The organism is Streptococcus downei MFe28 (assembly GCF_900459175.1).
In the GTDB taxonomy this organism is placed as follows: domain Bacteria; phylum Bacillota; class Bacilli; order Lactobacillales; family Streptococcaceae; genus Streptococcus; species Streptococcus downei.
Genome location: NZ_UHFA01000002.1, coordinates 910,874 through 927,983 on the forward strand (window position 1 = coordinate 910,874; position 17,110 = coordinate 927,983).

Annotated in this window: 14 protein-coding genes; 11 read left to right on the plus strand and 3 right to left on the minus strand. The window is 44.0% G+C overall.

Annotation, left to right across the window (positions count from 1 at the left end; translation table 11 throughout):
• Window positions 1–9: 9 nt before the first annotated feature.
• Both DYE66_RS04460 and rsmG read right to left on the minus strand, forming a co-directional pair.
• Entirely contained in the window at window positions 10–1,383 is a 1,374-nt protein-coding gene (locus tag DYE66_RS04460; protein ID WP_003001029.1) for a TrkH family potassium uptake protein, read from the minus strand.
• An 18-nt stretch (window positions 1,384–1,401) separates the two neighbouring features.
• Complete coding sequence (gene rsmG / locus DYE66_RS04465) at window positions 1,402–2,115, minus strand: 16S rRNA (guanine(527)-N(7))-methyltransferase RsmG (protein ID WP_003001049.1); 714 nt, start codon at window positions 2,113–2,115, stop codon at window positions 1,402–1,404.
• 939 nt (window positions 2,116–3,054) lie between these two features.
• Between rsmG and DYE66_RS04475 the strand changes: the two genes are divergently transcribed.
• From DYE66_RS04475 to der, 8 genes are all read left to right on the plus strand, one after another.
• Window positions 3,055–3,606, plus strand: coding sequence for a LemA family protein (locus DYE66_RS04475; RefSeq protein ID WP_004219418.1), 552 nt, complete (start codon window positions 3,055–3,057; stop codon window positions 3,604–3,606).
• A gap of 9 nt (window positions 3,607–3,615) precedes the next feature.
• Entirely contained in the window at window positions 3,616–4,512 is an 897-nt protein-coding gene (gene htpX / locus DYE66_RS04480; protein WP_003000923.1) for a zinc metalloprotease HtpX, read from the plus strand.
• A 330-nt stretch (window positions 4,513–4,842) separates the two neighbouring features.
• Entirely contained in the window at window positions 4,843–5,379 is a 537-nt protein-coding gene (locus DYE66_RS04485) for a YceD family protein (RefSeq protein WP_003001185.1), read from the plus strand.
• A gap of 60 nt (window positions 5,380–5,439) precedes the next feature.
• Window positions 5,440–6,129 carry a response regulator transcription factor gene (locus tag DYE66_RS04490; protein WP_003001150.1) on the plus strand — a complete coding sequence of 230 codons (690 nt, stop codon included), beginning with the start codon at window positions 5,440–5,442 and terminating at the stop codon, window positions 6,127–6,129.
• Between the two features lie 146 nt (window positions 6,130–6,275).
• Entirely contained in the window at window positions 6,276–6,773 is a 498-nt protein-coding gene (gene nrdR, locus DYE66_RS04495) for a transcriptional regulator NrdR (RefSeq protein ID WP_003000863.1), read from the plus strand.
• Window positions 6,760–7,929 carry a replication initiation and membrane attachment family protein gene (locus tag DYE66_RS04500; RefSeq protein WP_115324952.1) on the plus strand — a complete coding sequence of 390 codons (1,170 nt, stop codon included), beginning with the start codon at window positions 6,760–6,762 and terminating at the stop codon, window positions 7,927–7,929. Before nrdR ends, DYE66_RS04500 begins: the two co-directional genes overlap by 14 nt.
• Window positions 7,930–8,829: a primosomal protein DnaI gene (gene dnaI / locus DYE66_RS04505; protein ID WP_004219413.1), complete on the plus strand. Its 900-nt coding sequence runs from the start codon at window positions 7,930–7,932 to the stop codon at window positions 8,827–8,829.
• A 313-nt stretch (window positions 8,830–9,142) separates the two neighbouring features.
• A complete protein-coding gene (der, locus tag DYE66_RS04510; protein ID WP_003001128.1) occupies window positions 9,143–10,453 on the plus strand; it encodes a ribosome biogenesis GTPase Der in 1,311 nt (436 codons plus the stop codon).
• An 87-nt stretch (window positions 10,454–10,540) separates the two neighbouring features.
• On the opposite strand, the gene DYE66_RS04515 is transcribed toward der, so the two are convergent.
• Complete coding sequence (locus DYE66_RS04515) at window positions 10,541–11,134, minus strand: GNAT family N-acetyltransferase (protein ID WP_003000778.1); 594 nt, start codon at window positions 11,132–11,134, stop codon at window positions 10,541–10,543.
• Between the two features lie 123 nt (window positions 11,135–11,257).
• Between DYE66_RS04515 and DYE66_RS04520 the strand changes: the two genes are divergently transcribed.
• The 3 genes from DYE66_RS04520 (at window position 11,258) to murC (ending at window position 16,568) form a co-directional block, all read left to right on the plus strand.
• Window positions 11,258–14,353, plus strand: coding sequence for a pilus expression-regulating Snf2 family helicase (locus tag DYE66_RS04520; protein ID WP_115324953.1), 3,096 nt, complete (start codon window positions 11,258–11,260; stop codon window positions 14,351–14,353).
• A 78-nt stretch (window positions 14,354–14,431) separates the two neighbouring features.
• Window positions 14,432–15,082, plus strand: coding sequence for a divisome accessory protein ZapJ (gene zapJ / locus DYE66_RS04525; RefSeq protein WP_003000004.1), 651 nt, complete (start codon window positions 14,432–14,434; stop codon window positions 15,080–15,082).
• A gap of 154 nt (window positions 15,083–15,236) precedes the next feature.
• Window positions 15,237–16,568: a UDP-N-acetylmuramate--L-alanine ligase gene (gene murC / locus DYE66_RS04530; RefSeq protein WP_003000055.1), complete on the plus strand. Its 1,332-nt coding sequence runs from the start codon at window positions 15,237–15,239 to the stop codon at window positions 16,566–16,568.
• Window positions 16,569–17,110: the final 542 nt, after the last annotated feature.

Sequence of the window (17,110 nt, forward strand, 5' to 3'; positions counted from 1 at the left end):
CCTTTCTCTTTAACCTAAGGTTAGGTCAGTTCTTGCATAATCAATTGTTTTCTTCGAGCGTTGCCGCAGACTAAGTAAGACTGTAATTGGTCCGACACGGCCAAAGAACATGAGGGCCATAATAATGATTCTCCCACCGGTGGTCAAATGGGTGGTGACATCCATAGAGACCCCAACTGTTGCTAGGGCACTGCAAGCCTCAAAGAGCAATCGAAAGGGGGAAATAGTCGGTTCAAATTCTAGGAGGCCAATATAGCCAATGACCAAGATGGTGAAGAAGAAAACTAGGATGGTAAAGGTTCGCTTAATCAGTTGGGTTGGAATCATCCGATGATAGACACTAACCCGCCTTTCACCTCGGAATTCTGCCCGGAAAATTAAGAAGGTAATGGCTGCGACAATAAGCTTGAGACCGCCGGCCGTACCGCCAGGAGCGCCCCCAATTAGCATCTGAATCATGAAGATAAAATTAACCGAGTTTCCAGCCTTGGTGTAATCAATCGTAGCAAAGCCTGCCGTCCGCATAGTGACGGTTTGAAAAAAGCTGACCAGACCCTGGTGGAAGATATTTAATCGACCAATTGTATTGGGGTTTTTAAATTCAAGAATCCACGCGCTGCAGGTTCCAATTAGCAAAATCAGGGCAGTTGTCGTCAGGACCAGTCGCGTTTGGACGGTGAGTTTTCTTTTAAGTAGATTTATTTTATGAGGACTCTGCTGCAACCAGTCCTTGCACAAGTCAATGATGGCCATGAGATTTCGAAAACCCAGTCCCCCTGAGATAATCGAAAAGGCAACAGCTAGGTTAACCGTCCAATTGAGCTTGTAGTTGATGAGGCTGTTATTCCCCAAATTGTCAAAACCTGCATTACAAAAGGCTGAAACAGCTAAAAAGAAGCTATTAAAAATCCCATTTGACCAACCAAATCTAGGAATAAAATCCGTCATCAGGATGAGGGCAACCAGCAATTCGATGGCAAAGGTGATTTTGTATATACGAAAGAGATAGTGCTTCAAATCGGCGATGGAGTTATTACCGATGGAGGATTGGAGAATTTCTTGTTGCTTGAGGGACATGCGCCGATTGATGCTGTAATAACTGATGGAAATCAGGCTAACCAAGCCCAAACCACCAATTTGCATGAGGCACATGACAATGAACTGACCGAGACCATTATAGACAGCCCCAACAGAAAAAACCGAGAGTCCTGTCACGCAAACCATGGATACCGTGTTAAAGAGGTGATCAAAATAAGTGGTGGCAGGAGCATTGCTGTAGTGCATGATAGGAAGTGAGAGAAGCAGACTGCCTATCAAGATGACTGAGATAAAGCTCCCACTAATACGTTGAGCGATAGATAGATTTTTTACAAAGGATAACATGGGCGATCTAATCTCCGATTAAAGTGGTTTCTTGTTAGGAAGTCCAGCCCGACGGGGGTACTTGTTAGGAGTTTCCTTTTTCTTCTCAACGATGGTAAGGCTTCTCTGGTCACCATTGGGCAATTGATAGCTTCTGTTTTCGATGACCTTGGCAAATAAAAGTTTCAAGGCGGTTTGTGCCTGGCTTAACTCTTTATCCGCTGCTGCGGCCTTGAGAGCCAAGAGACGAGCACCAACTTTCAGGAAGGGAATAGTTAATTCTGAAAGAACCTGCATTCTTGCCACGGCCCTAGCTGTGACAAGGTCGTAGTTAGCCCGGAAGGCCTTGTCTTGGCCTAAGTCTTCAGCCCGACCGTGGTAGAAGTGAACCCCTGTCATCCCTAGCTCTTTAGCGACTTGCTCGAGGAAATTGATGCGCTTCTTAAGGGAATCAATAATGGTGACCTCAAGTTGGGGACATAGAATCTTCATAGGAAGACTAGGAAAGCCAGCCCCAGCACCGATGTCGAGAAGCTTGATAGTATTGTTGCTGATTAGACCTTGTAAGACTGGTGCGACGGAATCGTAGAAGTGTTTGAGGTAGACCTCGTCCTTATCGGTAATAGCGGTTAAATTAATCTTCTGGTTCCAATCGACCAAGAGTCTAAAATAGCTTTCAAAATCTTGCTTTTGTTTGTCAGAAAGTTCAAAGCCCTCTTGGGCCAGAAGCTGATAAAATTCCTGGGGCGTCATGTTTTATCCTCAATTTTTTAATAGCTCTATTCTATCACGTTTTTACCAAGAGGGACAAGTAGTTTTCTTAGACTCCTTGTAAGGGGCATGTGGGCGATTACTTGACAAAGGATGATGCTTATTAGATGAGCCAGATAGATGGTTTTGAGAGTTAAGACCTGATCAAAGCGGCTGACTTATAGGCAACAAATGTCAAAAAGAGACCTTGATGTTAATGGCGTATAAGTAGCTTGTCCTTATAGCGAACCGATTAAAATCGTCAGGAATTCTTAATTCCAAAGCCTGTTCAGACTACGTTCTCTTTGGGATACTTGTTTATCTCATCCCTAAAATCTAGCGCCCTATCTTAATGTTCTCTTGTTGCTGCTTCTGCCAAATCATACTCATTTAAATTCAAAAATAGCAGTTATTACAAAGAATATCCACTGTTCTAATCTCAGTTTATGTAAACAGAATAGACAAATTGGGATACTTTCGCCCTTGTGGTATTATTCGTAACAGTTGCGCTGTTACGAATAACGGAAATTTTGAGACCTTAGGCTCAAAAATTAGCAATGAAACTCCGGAGGAGGTTGCTTGCGTCCGCACTACTTAACGACATGGAATTTTCAAAATCGATCTTATTTTGAAAATGGAGTTAGTAAGCTAGCTAGGTAAGTCGCCATAGCGCTTACCGTAGTTTATCAGGGATTGAAATGGCTGATAAACTTGCTAGGTTAGAAAATATCCCAAATGCTAATTTTGTTTTTCAAAGAGTATCAGGTTCATTGGTTTTGACTTATCTGGCTCGTACTTTTTAGTTTAGGGCAAAAACTAGACTGAGGTCTTAGATGACTTTTCTCTGCTTTCTGCTATAATAGGAGAAACTAGAAAAAACTTTTTCCTTTAGGAGACTCATTTAGAGTTTACCTACTTAACTTTTTATTGGGAGGACAATTTATGCCTTGGATTATTCTTGCCCTTGTGGCAATCTTAGTACTTTTGGTCATTGTTAGCTACAATGGCTTGGTGCGTCTGCGGATGCAGACTCAGGAAGCTTGGAGTCAAATTGATGTGCAACTCAAGCGTCGGAATGACTTGATTCCTAACCTGATTGAAACGGTTAAGGGCTATGCAGCCTATGAAGAAAAAACCTTGACCAAGATTTCAGAACTGCGGGCACAGGTCGCTCAAGCAAAATCACCTGCCGAAACCATGCAGGCCAGCGATGCTTTGACCAAGCAGGTCTCAGGAATCTTTGCGGTGGCTGAAAACTATCCAGATTTGAAAGCCAATGCCAGCTTTGTGAAATTGCAGGAGGAGTTGACTAATACTGAAAATAAGATTTCTTATTCTCGTCAGCTCTATAACAGCACAACTGGTAATTACAATGCCAAGTTGCAAGTTTTCCCAAGCAATCTTGTGGCTGGAATCTTTGGCTTTAAGCCGGCTCAATTTTTGGAAACAGCTGAAAGTGAAAAGGCTGTTTCAAAGGTTGACTTTAATTTCTAAGGATAGCCTATGTTGTATCAACAGATTGCTTCAAATAAGCGACGGACCTATGTCTTGCTGGCTCTCTTTTTCACCCTCCTAGGAGTGATTGGGGCAGCCGTCGGCTACCTCTGGTTGGATAGCCTGTTGGCTGGGGCTATCATTGCCCTAATTATCGGGATCATCTATGCCTTTTCCATGATTTTTCAATCCACTAATGTGGTTATGTCCATGAATAATGCTCGTGAGGTCACGGAGCAGGACTATCCCGATTACTACCATGTTGTCGAAGACATGGCTATGGTAGCCCAAGTACCCATGCCGAGAGTCTTCGTTGTCGACGATCCATCCCTCAATGCCTTTGCAACGGGCTCTTCTCCAGAGAATGCGGCTGTTGCTGCTACCTCTGGTATTCTGGCGGTTCTTAATCGTGAAGAATTAGAGGGGGTTATTGGTCACGAAATCAGCCACATTCGCAACTATGATATTCGGATTTCAACGATAGCAGTAGCCCTAGCTTCTGCTGTTACCTTGATTTCTAGCATTGGTGGTCGCATGATGTGGTGGGGCGGTGGCCGTAGTCGTCGCTCCAATGATCGCGATAGTGGAGGCCTAGGAGTCATTTTACTCATCTTTTCCTTGGTGGCCCTAATTTTGGCTCCCTTGGCTGCTAGTCTGGTCCAGTTGGCCATTTCTCGTCAACGCGAATACCTGGCTGATGCCAGTTCGGTAGAATTGACCAGAAATCCGCAGGGGCTCATCAATGCCTTGAGGAGGCTGGATCAATCGCAACCCATGCAGCAGCATGTTGATGATGCTAGTGCGGCTCTTTATATCAATGACCCCCAGAAGAAGGGTGGCATGAAGGCTCTCTTCTTTACCCATCCACCAATTGCAGACCGAATTGCCCGTCTGGAGTCTGCTTAGTCAGCCTAATCGTCCAGGGTTGGAAGAATACGATAAGCTTAATCGCCCATTTCTGTTGGGCGATTTTTGTTTTCTTGTAAAGAGAATGAAAACTATTTCTGTTATATTAATAACAATTGATTTTCTAAGAGAACCTAGTCAAGTTCCTTGGCCAAGGCCGATGGCAGACTGGTTTTTCTAATGATTTTAGAAAATAAAATCAACCATGAAATATAGAATAATTAGCGAGTTAGTCACCATAGAGCCCAGCCAAGTCGCATGAGCTGATGTTCTAAGTTAGTATTTTATTTTCCTAGGTTAAAGCTCAAGAACTTAGGATTAAGGAGACCTATGTTTAATATTGCGGACTTAAAAAAGAATCCCGAAGGTATACATTTCGACCAAGAGCTGGATGTGAAAGAGGCTCTTATCAATCGTAATCCCGAAATTATAGATATAAAGAGTGTCCGAGCTAAGGGACTGGTCGGTTATGAAGAGGGGCTTTTCCTTCTCAATTATGATTTGTCCTATCTTTTAACCCTGCCTTCCAGTCGTTCCATGGCCCCTGTTGAGCTTGACCAAAGAACCTTTGTATCGGAGGTCTTCATTGAAGCTAGCCAGGTAGAAGCTAAAAAGGACTTGGTGGATGAACAATTGGTCTTAGTCTTAGCGGACGATACTATCGATTTGCAAGAGAGTGTTGTGGATAATATTTTGCTGAATATTCCGCTACAAGTATTGACGGCAGCTGAGAAGGTCGATGATAGCTTACCATCAGGACATGATTGGTCAGTTATGACCGAATCTCAGTATCAGGCCCTACAGGAAGAAAAGCAGGCAGCCAATAATCCTTTTGCCAGTCTGAATGGATTATTTGACGAGGAATAGAAAGAAACTGGAAGAAGTATAGGATGATGAGCTTCTTTCAAAAAATGTGGAGGTAATGAAATGGCAAAGCGCATTCTATTAATTGAAGGCGAAAAAAGTTTATCACGGTTAGTGTCCTTAAAACTACAAGAAAAGGGTTATCAGGCACTCGTTAGTCAAGATGGAGAATCAGGACTAAAAACAGCCTTGGAGAAGGACTTTGAACTTATCTTTATTGATTTGAAACTACCAGACAAGGGTGGTTTGGAATTGATGCAAGAGCTACAAAAGCAAAAATCGGTACCAGTCGTCTTGATGGTTGACCGTGAAGATGTTGCAGAAATTCTACCCAAGACAGATAAGTTGGCTGATGATTATTTGATTAAGCCCTTTGCGGTGGAAGAACTGCTTGATAAGGTTGATGAGACCTTCCAACGTAAGGATTTGAAAAGGCGCAAGCCCTCATCCAGTCGGACGACCTATCAGGATCTCATTTTAGATGAGGCCAATCGCTCGGTTATCCGTAAGGGAGAGTCCATTGCCCTGACGAAAAGGGAATTTGCCCTGCTATCAACGCTTTTACGCCACATCAATACGGTAATGACGCGAGAAGAATTATTGGATTATGTCTGGAGTTATAGCGATGGTACCATTGAGACCAATGTTGTGGACGTTTATGTCCGCTACCTCCGTGGGAAAATTGATATTCCTGGCCAAGAATCTTATATCCAGACCGTACGAGGTCTGGGCTATGTGATTCGTGAGCATTAGGGCAAAAATAGGCTGGGAATGGAAGAACAAACAGCTTGGGGCTAGGGATAAGACAAGGTTTGACAGGGGGAGTCAATCCTTTTTTTATAGCTAAAAGTATGGTAAAATAAAGTATTACTAAATTATGATAGAATTGGGGTGTTTCTATGCGTTGTCCAAGATGTAATAATAATAAATCCAGCGTTATTGACAGTCGTCAGGCCGAAGATGGCAATACCATTCGCCGCCGTCGTGAATGCGACAACTGCGGCGCTCGTTTCACGACCTTTGAGCGTATTGAAGAAGTGCCCCTCTTGGTTGTGAAGAAGGATGGGACTAGGGAACAGTTCTCTCGTGACAAGATTCTCAATGGGATTATCCAGAGTGCTCAGAAGCGGCCAGTTTCTAGTACGGATATTGAAAATGTCATCAGTCGGATTGAGCAGAAAATTCGTAGTGAGTACGATTCCGAAGTCACAAGCGAGGTCATTGGCAATCTGGTCATGGATGAATTGGCCGATTTGGATGAAATTACCTATGTCCGTTTTGCTAGTGTCTATCGCTCCTTCAAGGATGTCGATGAAATTGAAAACCTGCTACAACAAATTACCAATCGCGTCCGCAGTAAAAACAAGGAAAATAGGGTAAACGATGAAACCAATTGATGATTTTTCCTATGTGAAGAATAATCAGGTCAGCAAGGACATGACCAATTTAATCAGGCTCTACCTTCCCATTGTCGGTAGCGATGCTGTAGTGGTCTACCAGTATCTGACTAGTTTTTATGATGGTGGACAAAAGAAGCACAAGTTTGCGGAAATTCTTAACCATACCCTTTTTGACTTACCTCGTTTTGAGGAGGCGCTAGCCATTCTAACCGGCATCGACCTGGTCGCTTTCTATCAGGATTTGTCCCACTACGTGATTGAGCTGAGAGAGCCCTTGAGTCCTCAAACTTTTCTAGCTAATCCTGTCTATCGTCGCCTCTTGGAAAGTCATATTGGCGATGTTGCTGTGGCCGATCTAGAGATGGCAGATCTCAGTCAGCTTCGCAATCTCTCTAAGAAATTTTCTCAAGTCTTTTCAGATAAGGGTGAGGTGGACCTGCAACCGCTACAAAGTAAAACCAATTTTGATCTTGAGAGCTTCAAACAACGGATGACCCTGGATGGCCTTTATTTTGGCCATGAAAAGCAGGATGTCATTGCCCTCAATAATCTTTGCGAGAAGTTCCAGTTGACCTGGTTTGATGCCTATCAATTGGCTAAAGAGACTGCTAGCCATCATAAGATTCTCCCTAAGCGCATGCTTGTCAAGCTCCAGCAACCGCAAGAGGCAGATGCTGAGGACTTTAGTAGGGAAGAAGGGGTCATTATCCGTGAGGCCAAGCAGTCTACTCCAGAAACTTTCTTGGCTAAGGTCAAGACAGGTTTGGGAGCGGTGACGACGACCGCCAAGGAAAAGAAGATTTTAGCGGATTTGGTAGAAATGGACTTCCTTGACGAGGTCATCAATATCATGGTGGTCTATTATTTCAAATGCAACCAGTCGGCAACCTTGGGACGAAATGCCATGATGAGTTTGGCAAATATCGTCTCTTCCAGCAAGGCAACTAGTGCGGAGGCCGCTCTGAGGGTGCTCAGCCAGCATAGCCAAGCCTATTCTAAGGGGAAGAGGCGAGAACAAGCCAAGCAGACCAGTTCTAGTGTGCCGGATTGGTCTAATCCAAACTATAAGGAAGAGACCAGCCCTGAAGAACAAGCCAGACTGGATGAACTGAAGAAACAAATGCTGAGTAAATTGGAAAGAGGAGGTGACTAGATGGAAAGTATTGGACAAGCCTTAAATCGGACGGGACATGCAAGTCGGGTTAACCTAGATGATCTGACCAATCGGATTATGGCGGACCAGGCGGTGGCCAGTTTTATTTCAGACCATCAGCTGAGTCAGGCAGAAATCAAACGCAGCTTGCCCAAATTCAACCAATACCTGCTTGAGCGCCAGAAATTTCAAACGGACGACTCTAGTTATTTGGCCAAGGGTTACGAGCCAATTTTGATTATGAATGAGGGCTATGCCGATGTCTCCTACAAGGAAACCAAGGCCCTCAAACAGGCTCAAGCGCAAAAAGCTATTGAAGATCGGATCCATGTGGTCAGCCTCCCTAAATCCTATAAAAATATCAGCTTTCAAGAGGTGGATATCACAGGTTCGCGGTCCCAGGTTTTCCAGTATCTAGTGAATTTTGTTGACCAATATCCCAGCCCAAATCAAAAGGGCTTATACCTATATGGGGATATGGGCATTGGCAAGTCCTTTATGCTGGCAGCCATGGCTCATGAATTATCAGAGAAGAAGGCTGTCGAGACCACCATGCTTCACTATCCCAGCTTTGTCATTGATATTAAAAATGCTATCAATTCGGGCAAGGTCAAGGAAGAAATTGATGCTGTCAAGTCTGTGCCAGTCCTCATTTTAGATGATATTGGCGCTGAGCAGACCACATCTTGGGTTCGAGACGAAATCCTCCAGGTTATCCTGCAACATCGGATGCTAGAAGAACTACCAACCTTCTTTACCTCTAACTATAGCCTAGCTAATTTGGAAGCTAAGTTTGGTAACATTAAGGGGGCTGATGAATCTTGGCAGGCCAAACGAGTTATGGAAAGAATCCGTTACCTAGCCGAGGATGTCCACCTCTTAGGTGAAAATCGGCGCTAGTTCTGACTTTCAGTCAAGTCATCAAGAAAAGATCTGTTCGCTCGCGATCTGCTATTAGTAACAATAAGTTGTTAAGAGACTATCTATGAGTTTTGGCCGAATACTCTGCTTAATTCTAGCCATTATTTTTACCCTACTTAATCTAACCAGACCCCTTGTGGGAGGGGATCCTGCCTTTGTTTGGGGGCAGGTGCTTGCACGAGTTGGGGTTCCAATTTTATTTTATTATTTAGCTTTTCGTAAGAAAAAATAGTTTGGCAGAGTCAAGGCAAGTAACCAACTTTACCTTAGACAAAAAAAGAAAGGAAAACAAATGGCCTTACCTACTGTGGCTATTGTGGGTCGTCCTAATGTTGGGAAATCGACCCTTTTTAATCGGATTGCGGGAGAGCGCATCTCCATTGTTGAAGATGTGGAGGGTGTGACTCGTGATCGTATTTATACCAAGGCAGAGTGGCTCAACCGCCAGTTCTCGCTGATTGATACGGGTGGTATTGATGATGTAGATGCCCCCTTTATGGAACAAATTAAGCACCAGGCAGATATTGCCATGACAGAAAGTGATGTCATCGTCTTTGTCGTTTCTGGTAAGGAAGGCGTGACAGACGCAGATGAATACGTGGCTAAAATCCTCTACCGGACGCACAAGCCTGTTATCCTCGCCGTTAATAAGGTTGATAATCCTGAGATGCGCAATGACATCTATGATTTCTACGCCCTAGGCCTGGGGGATCCCTATCCTGTTTCTTCAACTCACGGGATTGGCACGGGAGATGTCCTTGATGCTATTGTTGAAAATCTACCGAAACAAGAAGATGATGACAATCCAGATATCATCAAGTTTAGTCTGATTGGTCGCCCCAATGTCGGCAAGTCCAGTCTCATCAATGCCCTGCTGGGTGAGGACCGAGTTATTGCCAGCCCAGTAGCGGGGACAACTCGGGATGCCATTGATACCGACTTTGTTGATGAAGAAGGGCAGGAGTATACCATGATTGACACCGCAGGTATGCGGAAATCTGGTAAGGTGTATGAAAACACCGAGAAGTACTCGATTATGCGCTCTATGCGGGCTATTGACCGCTCGGATGTGGTCCTCATGGTTATCAATGCTGAGGAAGGTATCCGAGACTACGACAAGCGGATTGCTGGCTTTGCCCATGAGGCAGGCAAGGGTATCGTTATCGTGGTCAACAAATGGGATACCATCAAGAAGGATAACCACACGACTAGCAAGTGGGAAGAAGATATCCGTGATAATTTCCAATTCCTCAGCTATGCACCAATCGTCTTCGTCTCAGCCCAGACCAAGCAAAGGTTGCACAAGTTGCCTGAACTGATTAAGCGCATTAGCCAGAGTCAAAACACCAGAATACCTTCCAGCGTCCTCAATGATGTAATCATGGATGCGGTGGCCATCAATCCGACCCCTACCGATAAGGGAAGACGGTTGAAGATTTTCTATGCCACCCAGGTTGCGGTTAAGCCACCAACCTTCGTTATCTTTGTTAATGAAGAAGAACTCATGCACTTTTCTTACCTACGTTTCTTGGAAAATCAGATTCGGGAAGCCTTCGTCTTTGAAGGAACCCCCATTCACCTGATTGCCAGAAAGCGGAAATAACTTAAAATCCACCCCGTTTTGAATCACTCCCCGTCAACTTGACAGAGAGCGACTCAAAATGGGGTGGATTTTTATACATTTCGAAAATCAAGAGTTTATGACTTCATAGTCCTTAAAAAGTTCAGTCTCCTTAAAAGCTTTAATTGGCTGGACCTTTTTCTTTTTCTCGTCTAAGTCCTTTTCTAGCCATTTCATATCATACCAGTGTCCAAATTTATAGCCGGATTTTTTAAAATGGCCGACTTCTCTAAATCCCAGATGCTTGTGGAAGTCAAAGCTATTATTGCTTAGGTAGTCATTAGGCTGGTCGGTTGTGGCGATACAGGCTAGAGCGCTCAATACCCCTTGGGCCTTGAGGCAGGCCTCTAACTTTTGATAGAAGAGCTTTCCCAGTCCCTTGCCCTGAGCCTGAGGTGCTAGATAGATGGAGACTTCTGCTAACCATTGATAGGCTTCACGAGGATGGAAGGCAGAGGCGTAGGCGTAACCCAGAATCTGCCCCTCCTGTTCAAGGACTAGGTAGGGATAAGTTTGGACGATGCCTTGCCAGCGTTGCTCAAATTCCTGTAAACTTGGCACCTCGTACTCAAAGCTGATAGCTGTTTTTTCAATATAGGGAGCATAGATAGCTAGGAGTTGCGACAGGTCAGTTTTCTTGGTATTGCGAATGATAATAGACATGGGAAGTTCCTCCTTTTCCTTCAGTATAGCACAAGTCTTGAAAGGAAACTATTTTTTCTGAAAATGCCCTCTCATTTTGCTATAATGTGAGGATAAGTTAATTTAGATTGGACATGGAAAATTATGGCGAGATTGATTCCAGGCCGGGTTCGTAATGAGGGGATTGCCCTATCACAAGCCGGGAAAATCACGATTTTATCAAGTGTTGACAAGATTATTAAGGCTAGGGTGGATGGCGTTGACATCCAGTTTTCCTTTGATGATGATCAGGTCAGCTGTTCTTGTCCCATGTTTGCCCAAAAGAATTACTGTCCCCACTTGGCGGCAGTTGAATTCTATCTGAAAAATGATCCAGCTGGAAAAGACTTGGTTGAGCAGCTGGAGAATGAGGAGGCTGGGCAAAAACAGCAGGAAAAGCTACATTCCTTCGGTAGCCTCTTTTTGGATGGCCTAGCAGTTAATGAGGATGACAGTCTCAAGTACCGGCTGTCGGTTTCGGGTGAGCAGAATTTGTATTCCTCTGCTATCTGGTGGACCCTGCATATTAACCGCCTGCCCGACGAGCGCTCCTATATTATTCGTGATATTAAGAATTTCCTACAGATTCTCAAGCGAGAAGAGGCCTACCAAATCGGCAAGAACTACTTTGAGTCCATCTCCTACTTGCAATTTGATGAGGCCAGTCAGGAATTTCTAGACTTTCTCTGGCGTTTGATTCCAGATGAAGACCTGGCCCATATAGAATTTCTTCTCCCCAATCGCGGTCGCAACTTGCAATTGCCTAGGGGATTCTTTGAAGAGGGCATTCAGCTGATGCAGGGGCTCTATGATTTTCATCTAAGTCTTGGCAACAATGACTATAAGGAAATCTATTTTAAGGAACTGACGGGAGAAGATGGGCTCTTTGATTTCAAGGTCCTTGTCCACCGCCAATCTCTAGAGTTGGTCATTTCCGAAAAGGCTAGTCAGTCCTACTTTGATCAGACCTATCTACTTTTGCGGCAGACCTTTTACCATCTCAGCGACAAGCAAAGAAAATTGGTCAAGGCCATTAGAAGCCTGATGATTGACCAAGATTTAAAGAAACACGTTCATTTCAACCTTGAGGATCAGGGCAAATTAGCAGCTAGCCTCTTGGATTTTTCTGAGATTGGCCGCGTCGAGGCACCCAAATCCTTTGCGATTAAGGATTTTCGCCCCATTTTTAATTTGTCCTTGTCGCAAAATCAGGAAATACTCTTAAATCTGGTCTATGATTACGATGGACTTTTGGTCAAAAATAAGGAGGAACTCCAAGACCTTCCCTTCACTAGCAACTTTAAGCGAGAAGAACGCCTTGCTCAAGTTCTGGCCAAGGAAGGCTTTATGGGTCATTTTTCTGCCCGCCACCTGCCTCTTCATGGTCAAGAACTTTATAGTTTCTTCACAGAAACACTTCCCCACTTAGAGCGTTTGGGCCAGGTCCATCTCAGCCAAGATTTAGACGACTTGAGGACATATGAGCGCCCTCAGATTAAGGTAGCTAGAAATGAAGGGCTTCTGGATGTGTCCTTTGACTTTTCCTCTATCTACGAAGGGGATATTAATCAAGCCCTCAAGGCCCTCTTTAAAAATGATGCCTATTACATTAGTGAACAGGGCAAGTTAGTTGTCTTTGATGAAGAGACCCAAAAAATTAGTCGGGCTCTGAAAAAATTACGGGCCAAGTCTTTAGAAAATGGCCATCTCCAGCTGGACAATTTAGCAGCCTTCCAAGTCTCTGAGCTCTTTGGAGATTCTTCACGGGTTAACTTTTCTCAGGAATTTCAGGGCCTGGCTGATGATTTACGCCACCCCGAAGCATTTGAACTTCCAGAACTTTTCGTCCAAGCCAATCTACGAGACTATCAGCTAACTGGAATAAAATGGCTCTCCATGTTGGATAAGTATGGCTTCGGTGGGATTTTAGCAGATGATATGGGACTGGGAAAGACCCTGCAGACCATTGCCTTTTTGACTGGTAAATTAACCAAGAGGTCTAAGGTTTTGATTTTATCTCCCTCCAGTCTGATTTATAATTGGAAGGATGAATTTAGTAAATTTGCTCCCAGTCTGGATGTGGTGGTTTCCTATGGTCATAAGCAGGATCGTCTGGCCTTGATTGCTGAGGAGCACCAAATAACCATTACCTCTTATGCTTCCTTTCGTCAAGATTTCGATAGTTATCAAGCTGGCCATTATGATTATTTGATTCTTGATGAGGCCCAGGTGATGAAGAACACCCAGACCAAGATTGCCCAATACCTGAGAGAGTTTGAAGTCGGGAATTGTTTCGCCCTGTCAGGGACTCCTATAGAAAATAAATTGTTGGAAATCTGGTCCATCTTTCAAATCGTCCTCCCAGGCCTCCTGCCGGGGAAAAAGGAATTCACTAAGCTAGAGGCTAATCAGGTTGCCCAATATATTAAACCCTTCATCATGCGGCGAAAGAAGGAGGATGTTCTGCCAGAGCTTCCTGAACTGACAGAGACCACCTACTACAATGAATTGGATGATAAGCAAAAGGCCATCTATCTAGCCCAGCTTCGTCAGATTCAAGATAGCGTGCGCCAGTCGAGTGATGCCGAGCTTAACCGTCAAAAAATTCAAATATTGTCTGGCATAACTCGCTTGCGACAAATTTGTGATACCCCAGCTCTCTTTATGGACTATGGAGGAAGTAGTGGTAAAATTGATAGCCTGCATCAATTGTTGAGCCAGATTCAAGAAAGCGGCCATCGAACCTTAATTTTCTCGCAATTTCGTCAGATGTTGGATATAGCTGAAGACCTAGTAGCCCAACTGGGAATGACCAGTTATAAGATTACTGGCTCAACCCCGGCTGAGACCAGACAGGAGATGACCAAGGCCTTTAATAATGGTAGTAAGGATGTTTTTCTGGTCTCCCTCAAGGCAGGGGGAGTCGGTCTTAACCTGACAGGGGCAGATACGGTTATCCTGATTGACCTTTGGTGGAACCCAGCAGTAGAAATGCAGGCCATCAGTCGGGCCCACCGACTAGGACAAAAGGAAAGTGTTGAGGTTTATCGCCTGATTACTAGGGGGACTATTGAAGAGAAAATCTTAGAACTGCAGGATTCCAAGCGAAATCTAGTAACGACGGTTCTTGACGGTAATGAGAGCCGTGCCAATATGACCATTGAGGACATTAAGGAAATCTTGGGCTTGAATGGCCAATAAGATTTTGACATGCCACCTATTTAGGGTATAATAGAAATGTTAGAGTCAGGCTCGAATAAATTGGGGGAAGATAGACCTATGGCTAGAAAGAAACGACAGTTTCCACTGGTTGGAGACGATGAAACAGTAATAGCAGCAGCACCGCAAATGCAACTTTATGATAATGAGGATTTAATCAATAACATTCATGGGGACTACCATGACAAGCCTTATTTGAATCAAGTCAATGATTTGGAAACAGCTGCTAATCTTGGCTCGTCATCTTATTTAGCTCAAGACAATGCCCTTAGGGCTGGAAAAACTTATGCGGAATTGGCTAGGGAAGAGGCCCGTCAAGACTTGAAGCGCAAGCGTCAGTCCTTTATCAGTAAAGAAGCTAAAATCCAAAGTAAGACAAATTTCCAGCGTCGGGAAAAGATTAGTCAGTCACAAATCATGTCGACCCCTGCCAAGCCAACCCTCTTCTTTAATGGCAAGACGGCTAATTCTAGTGAGGACCTACCAGGCAATGAACTGGCCCGCTTCAGTAAGAATTTGCATCAGGATCATTATATTTTGGCTGAGTTGCCAAAGGTTTATAAGGAGCCTAGCAATCCAAGCCAGCAAAGGGTTAAGAAAAATAATTATGACTTTTTAAAACGCTCGCAAATCTATAATCAAGACGAGATAAGACAGCAAAGAACCCATCAACTAGCCAAGGAATTAAACCTGATGGTAGATGATGAGTGACGGCTACTTGTCAGCTACCAACTGACAATGGGAGCTTTTGCCTCTTAATTTATTTGAAATTTTATGCTTGCCTTAAAAGGCGTAGACAAACTGGGGTTATCTAGGCTAGCTTAAGCGCTCGGTCTGGTGCCCCTCTTATTTTTAAGGAGAAACCATGTCAAAAACCTATCATTTTATTGGAATTAAAGGCTCAGGAATGAGTGCCCTAGCCCTGATGTTGCATCAAATGGGCTATCAGGTTCAGGGCTCAGATGTTGACAAGTATTATTTTACCCAAAGGGGGCTGGAGCAGGCAGGCATCAAGATTTTACCTTTTGATGCCAAAAATATTACTGCTGATGTTGAGCTCATTGCTGGAAATGCCTTTCGTGAAGATAATAATGTAGAGGTGGCCTACGCCATCCAAAATGGTTTGGCTTTCAAACGCTATCATGAATTCCTTGGTGAATTTATGAATCAATTTATTAGCCTGGGAGTCGCTGGGGCCCACGGTAAGACCTCAACCACAGGCCTTTTATCCCATGTTTTACGTAATATCACCGATACCTCTTTCTTGATTGGTGATGGGACAGGGCGTGGGTCAAAAAACAGCCAATACTTTGTCTTTGAAGCTGATGAATATGAACGCCACTTCATGCCCTACCATCCGGCCTATTCCATCATTACCAATGTCGATTTTGACCACCCGGATTATTTTACTTCTATTGATGATGTCTTCTCGGCCTTCAATGACTATGCTAAACAGGTACAAAAAGGTCTCTTTGTTTATGGGGAAGACCCCTATCTGCGAAAAATCACTAGTTCAGCGCCAATTTATTATTATGGCTTTGAAGAAAATGATGACTTTGTGGCTTATGACATTGTCCGAACTACACATGGTTCAGACTTCAAGGTTAAGCATGATGGAGAGGTTTTAGGCAACTTCCATGTTCCAGCCTTTGGTCGCCATAACATTTTGAATGCAACAGCCGTTATTGCCAATCTCTATATTGCTGGTTTCAACATGGATTTGGTGACTGAACACCTCAAGACCTTTAATGGTGTTAAACGTCGTTTTACAGAAAAAATCGTCAACGATACCGTTATCATTGATGATTTTGCCCATCATCCTACAGAAATTGTTGCCACTCTGGATGCGGCCCGTCAGAAGTATCCTTCCAAGGAAATTGTGGCTATCTTCCAGCCCCACACCTTCACGCGTACCATTGCCCTCTTGGATGAATTTGCCTTGGCTCTCAACGAGGCCGACAGCGTTTATCTGGCACAAATTTATGGGTCAGCTCGCGAGCGAGATAATGGTCAGGTTAAGGTTGAGGACCTCGCTGCTAAGATTAAAAAGCCTGCTAGGGTTGTGACAGTTGAAAATGTTTCTCCTCTGCTTGATCATGACAATGCGGTCTATGTCTTTATGGGAGCTGGTGATATCCAGCTTTACGAGCGTTCCTTTGAGGAATTAGTTGCTAGTCTAGCTAGCAATACACAATAATACTCAACGAAAATCGAAATTGGCCAAGGAAAGGAGCAATGACTTCAAGTCACTAAAGCAACTGATGTCGCAGTAGGTGCCTGCTATCTTTGCGCCACTTTGTGGCACAGCAGACAGCTAGTCACCCTTGCTGGGGTAGTAAGACAGTCCGGTGGACTGTCTTAGCCGACACCTTAAAATAAAAAGGTGTGAGGTGACGAAGGGTTTTGACATCTGTCAAATTCCTTCTGTCTTACTCCCAAACGGCAATCTCTATAGTGATTGCCTAGCTCCCTTACTAACCTCACAAAGTTGGTGAAATCGACCAACTTTGCTCCGCATCGCACGAACTGCAGGTGGCTCAAAAGGTCTGATAGACCTTTTGGGGTTGGAAATAAGGAAAGCTTCGCTTTCCTCAGTAAGTACGGCAAGGTGAGTTAACGACGCGACATGGAGTAAAAACTGTCAATGTTACAGTTTTTATGAAATTAGTCAGGGATATAGAAAACTATAATCGTAGTTTTCGTAGTCACTCTAATGAAAAATAATAGAGTGACTTTATC

What these genes read in the sequence shown, in the direction of transcription:
- htpX (WP_003000923.1), top strand. Translation starts at nt 3,616, where the DNA reads ATGTTGTATCAACAGATTGCTTCAAATAAGCGACGGACCTATGTCTTG.
- DYE66_RS04460 (WP_003001029.1), bottom strand. Translation starts at nt 1,383, where the DNA reads ATGTTATCCTTTGTAAAAAATCTATCTATCGCTCAACGTATTAGTGGG.
- zapJ (WP_003000004.1), top strand. Translation starts at nt 14,432, where the DNA reads ATGGCTAGAAAGAAACGACAGTTTCCACTGGTTGGAGACGATGAAACA.
- DYE66_RS04520 (WP_115324953.1), top strand. Translation starts at nt 11,258, where the DNA reads ATGGCGAGATTGATTCCAGGCCGGGTTCGTAATGAGGGGATTGCCCTA.
- DYE66_RS04515 (WP_003000778.1), bottom strand. Translation starts at nt 11,134, where the DNA reads ATGTCTATTATCATTCGCAATACCAAGAAAACTGACCTGTCGCAACTC.
- DYE66_RS04500 (WP_115324952.1), top strand. Translation starts at nt 6,760, where the DNA reads ATGAAACCAATTGATGATTTTTCCTATGTGAAGAATAATCAGGTCAGC.
- DYE66_RS04485 (WP_003001185.1), top strand. Translation starts at nt 4,843, where the DNA reads ATGTTTAATATTGCGGACTTAAAAAAGAATCCCGAAGGTATACATTTC.
- dnaI (WP_004219413.1), top strand. Translation starts at nt 7,930, where the DNA reads ATGGAAAGTATTGGACAAGCCTTAAATCGGACGGGACATGCAAGTCGG.
- rsmG (WP_003001049.1), bottom strand. Translation starts at nt 2,115, where the DNA reads ATGACGCCCCAGGAATTTTATCAGCTTCTGGCCCAAGAGGGCTTTGAA.
- DYE66_RS04475 (WP_004219418.1), top strand. Translation starts at nt 3,055, where the DNA reads ATGCCTTGGATTATTCTTGCCCTTGTGGCAATCTTAGTACTTTTGGTC.
- DYE66_RS04490 (WP_003001150.1), top strand. Translation starts at nt 5,440, where the DNA reads ATGGCAAAGCGCATTCTATTAATTGAAGGCGAAAAAAGTTTATCACGG.
- der (WP_003001128.1), top strand. Translation starts at nt 9,143, where the DNA reads ATGGCCTTACCTACTGTGGCTATTGTGGGTCGTCCTAATGTTGGGAAA.
- nrdR (WP_003000863.1), top strand. Translation starts at nt 6,276, where the DNA reads ATGCGTTGTCCAAGATGTAATAATAATAAATCCAGCGTTATTGACAGT.
- murC (WP_003000055.1), top strand. Translation starts at nt 15,237, where the DNA reads ATGTCAAAAACCTATCATTTTATTGGAATTAAAGGCTCAGGAATGAGT.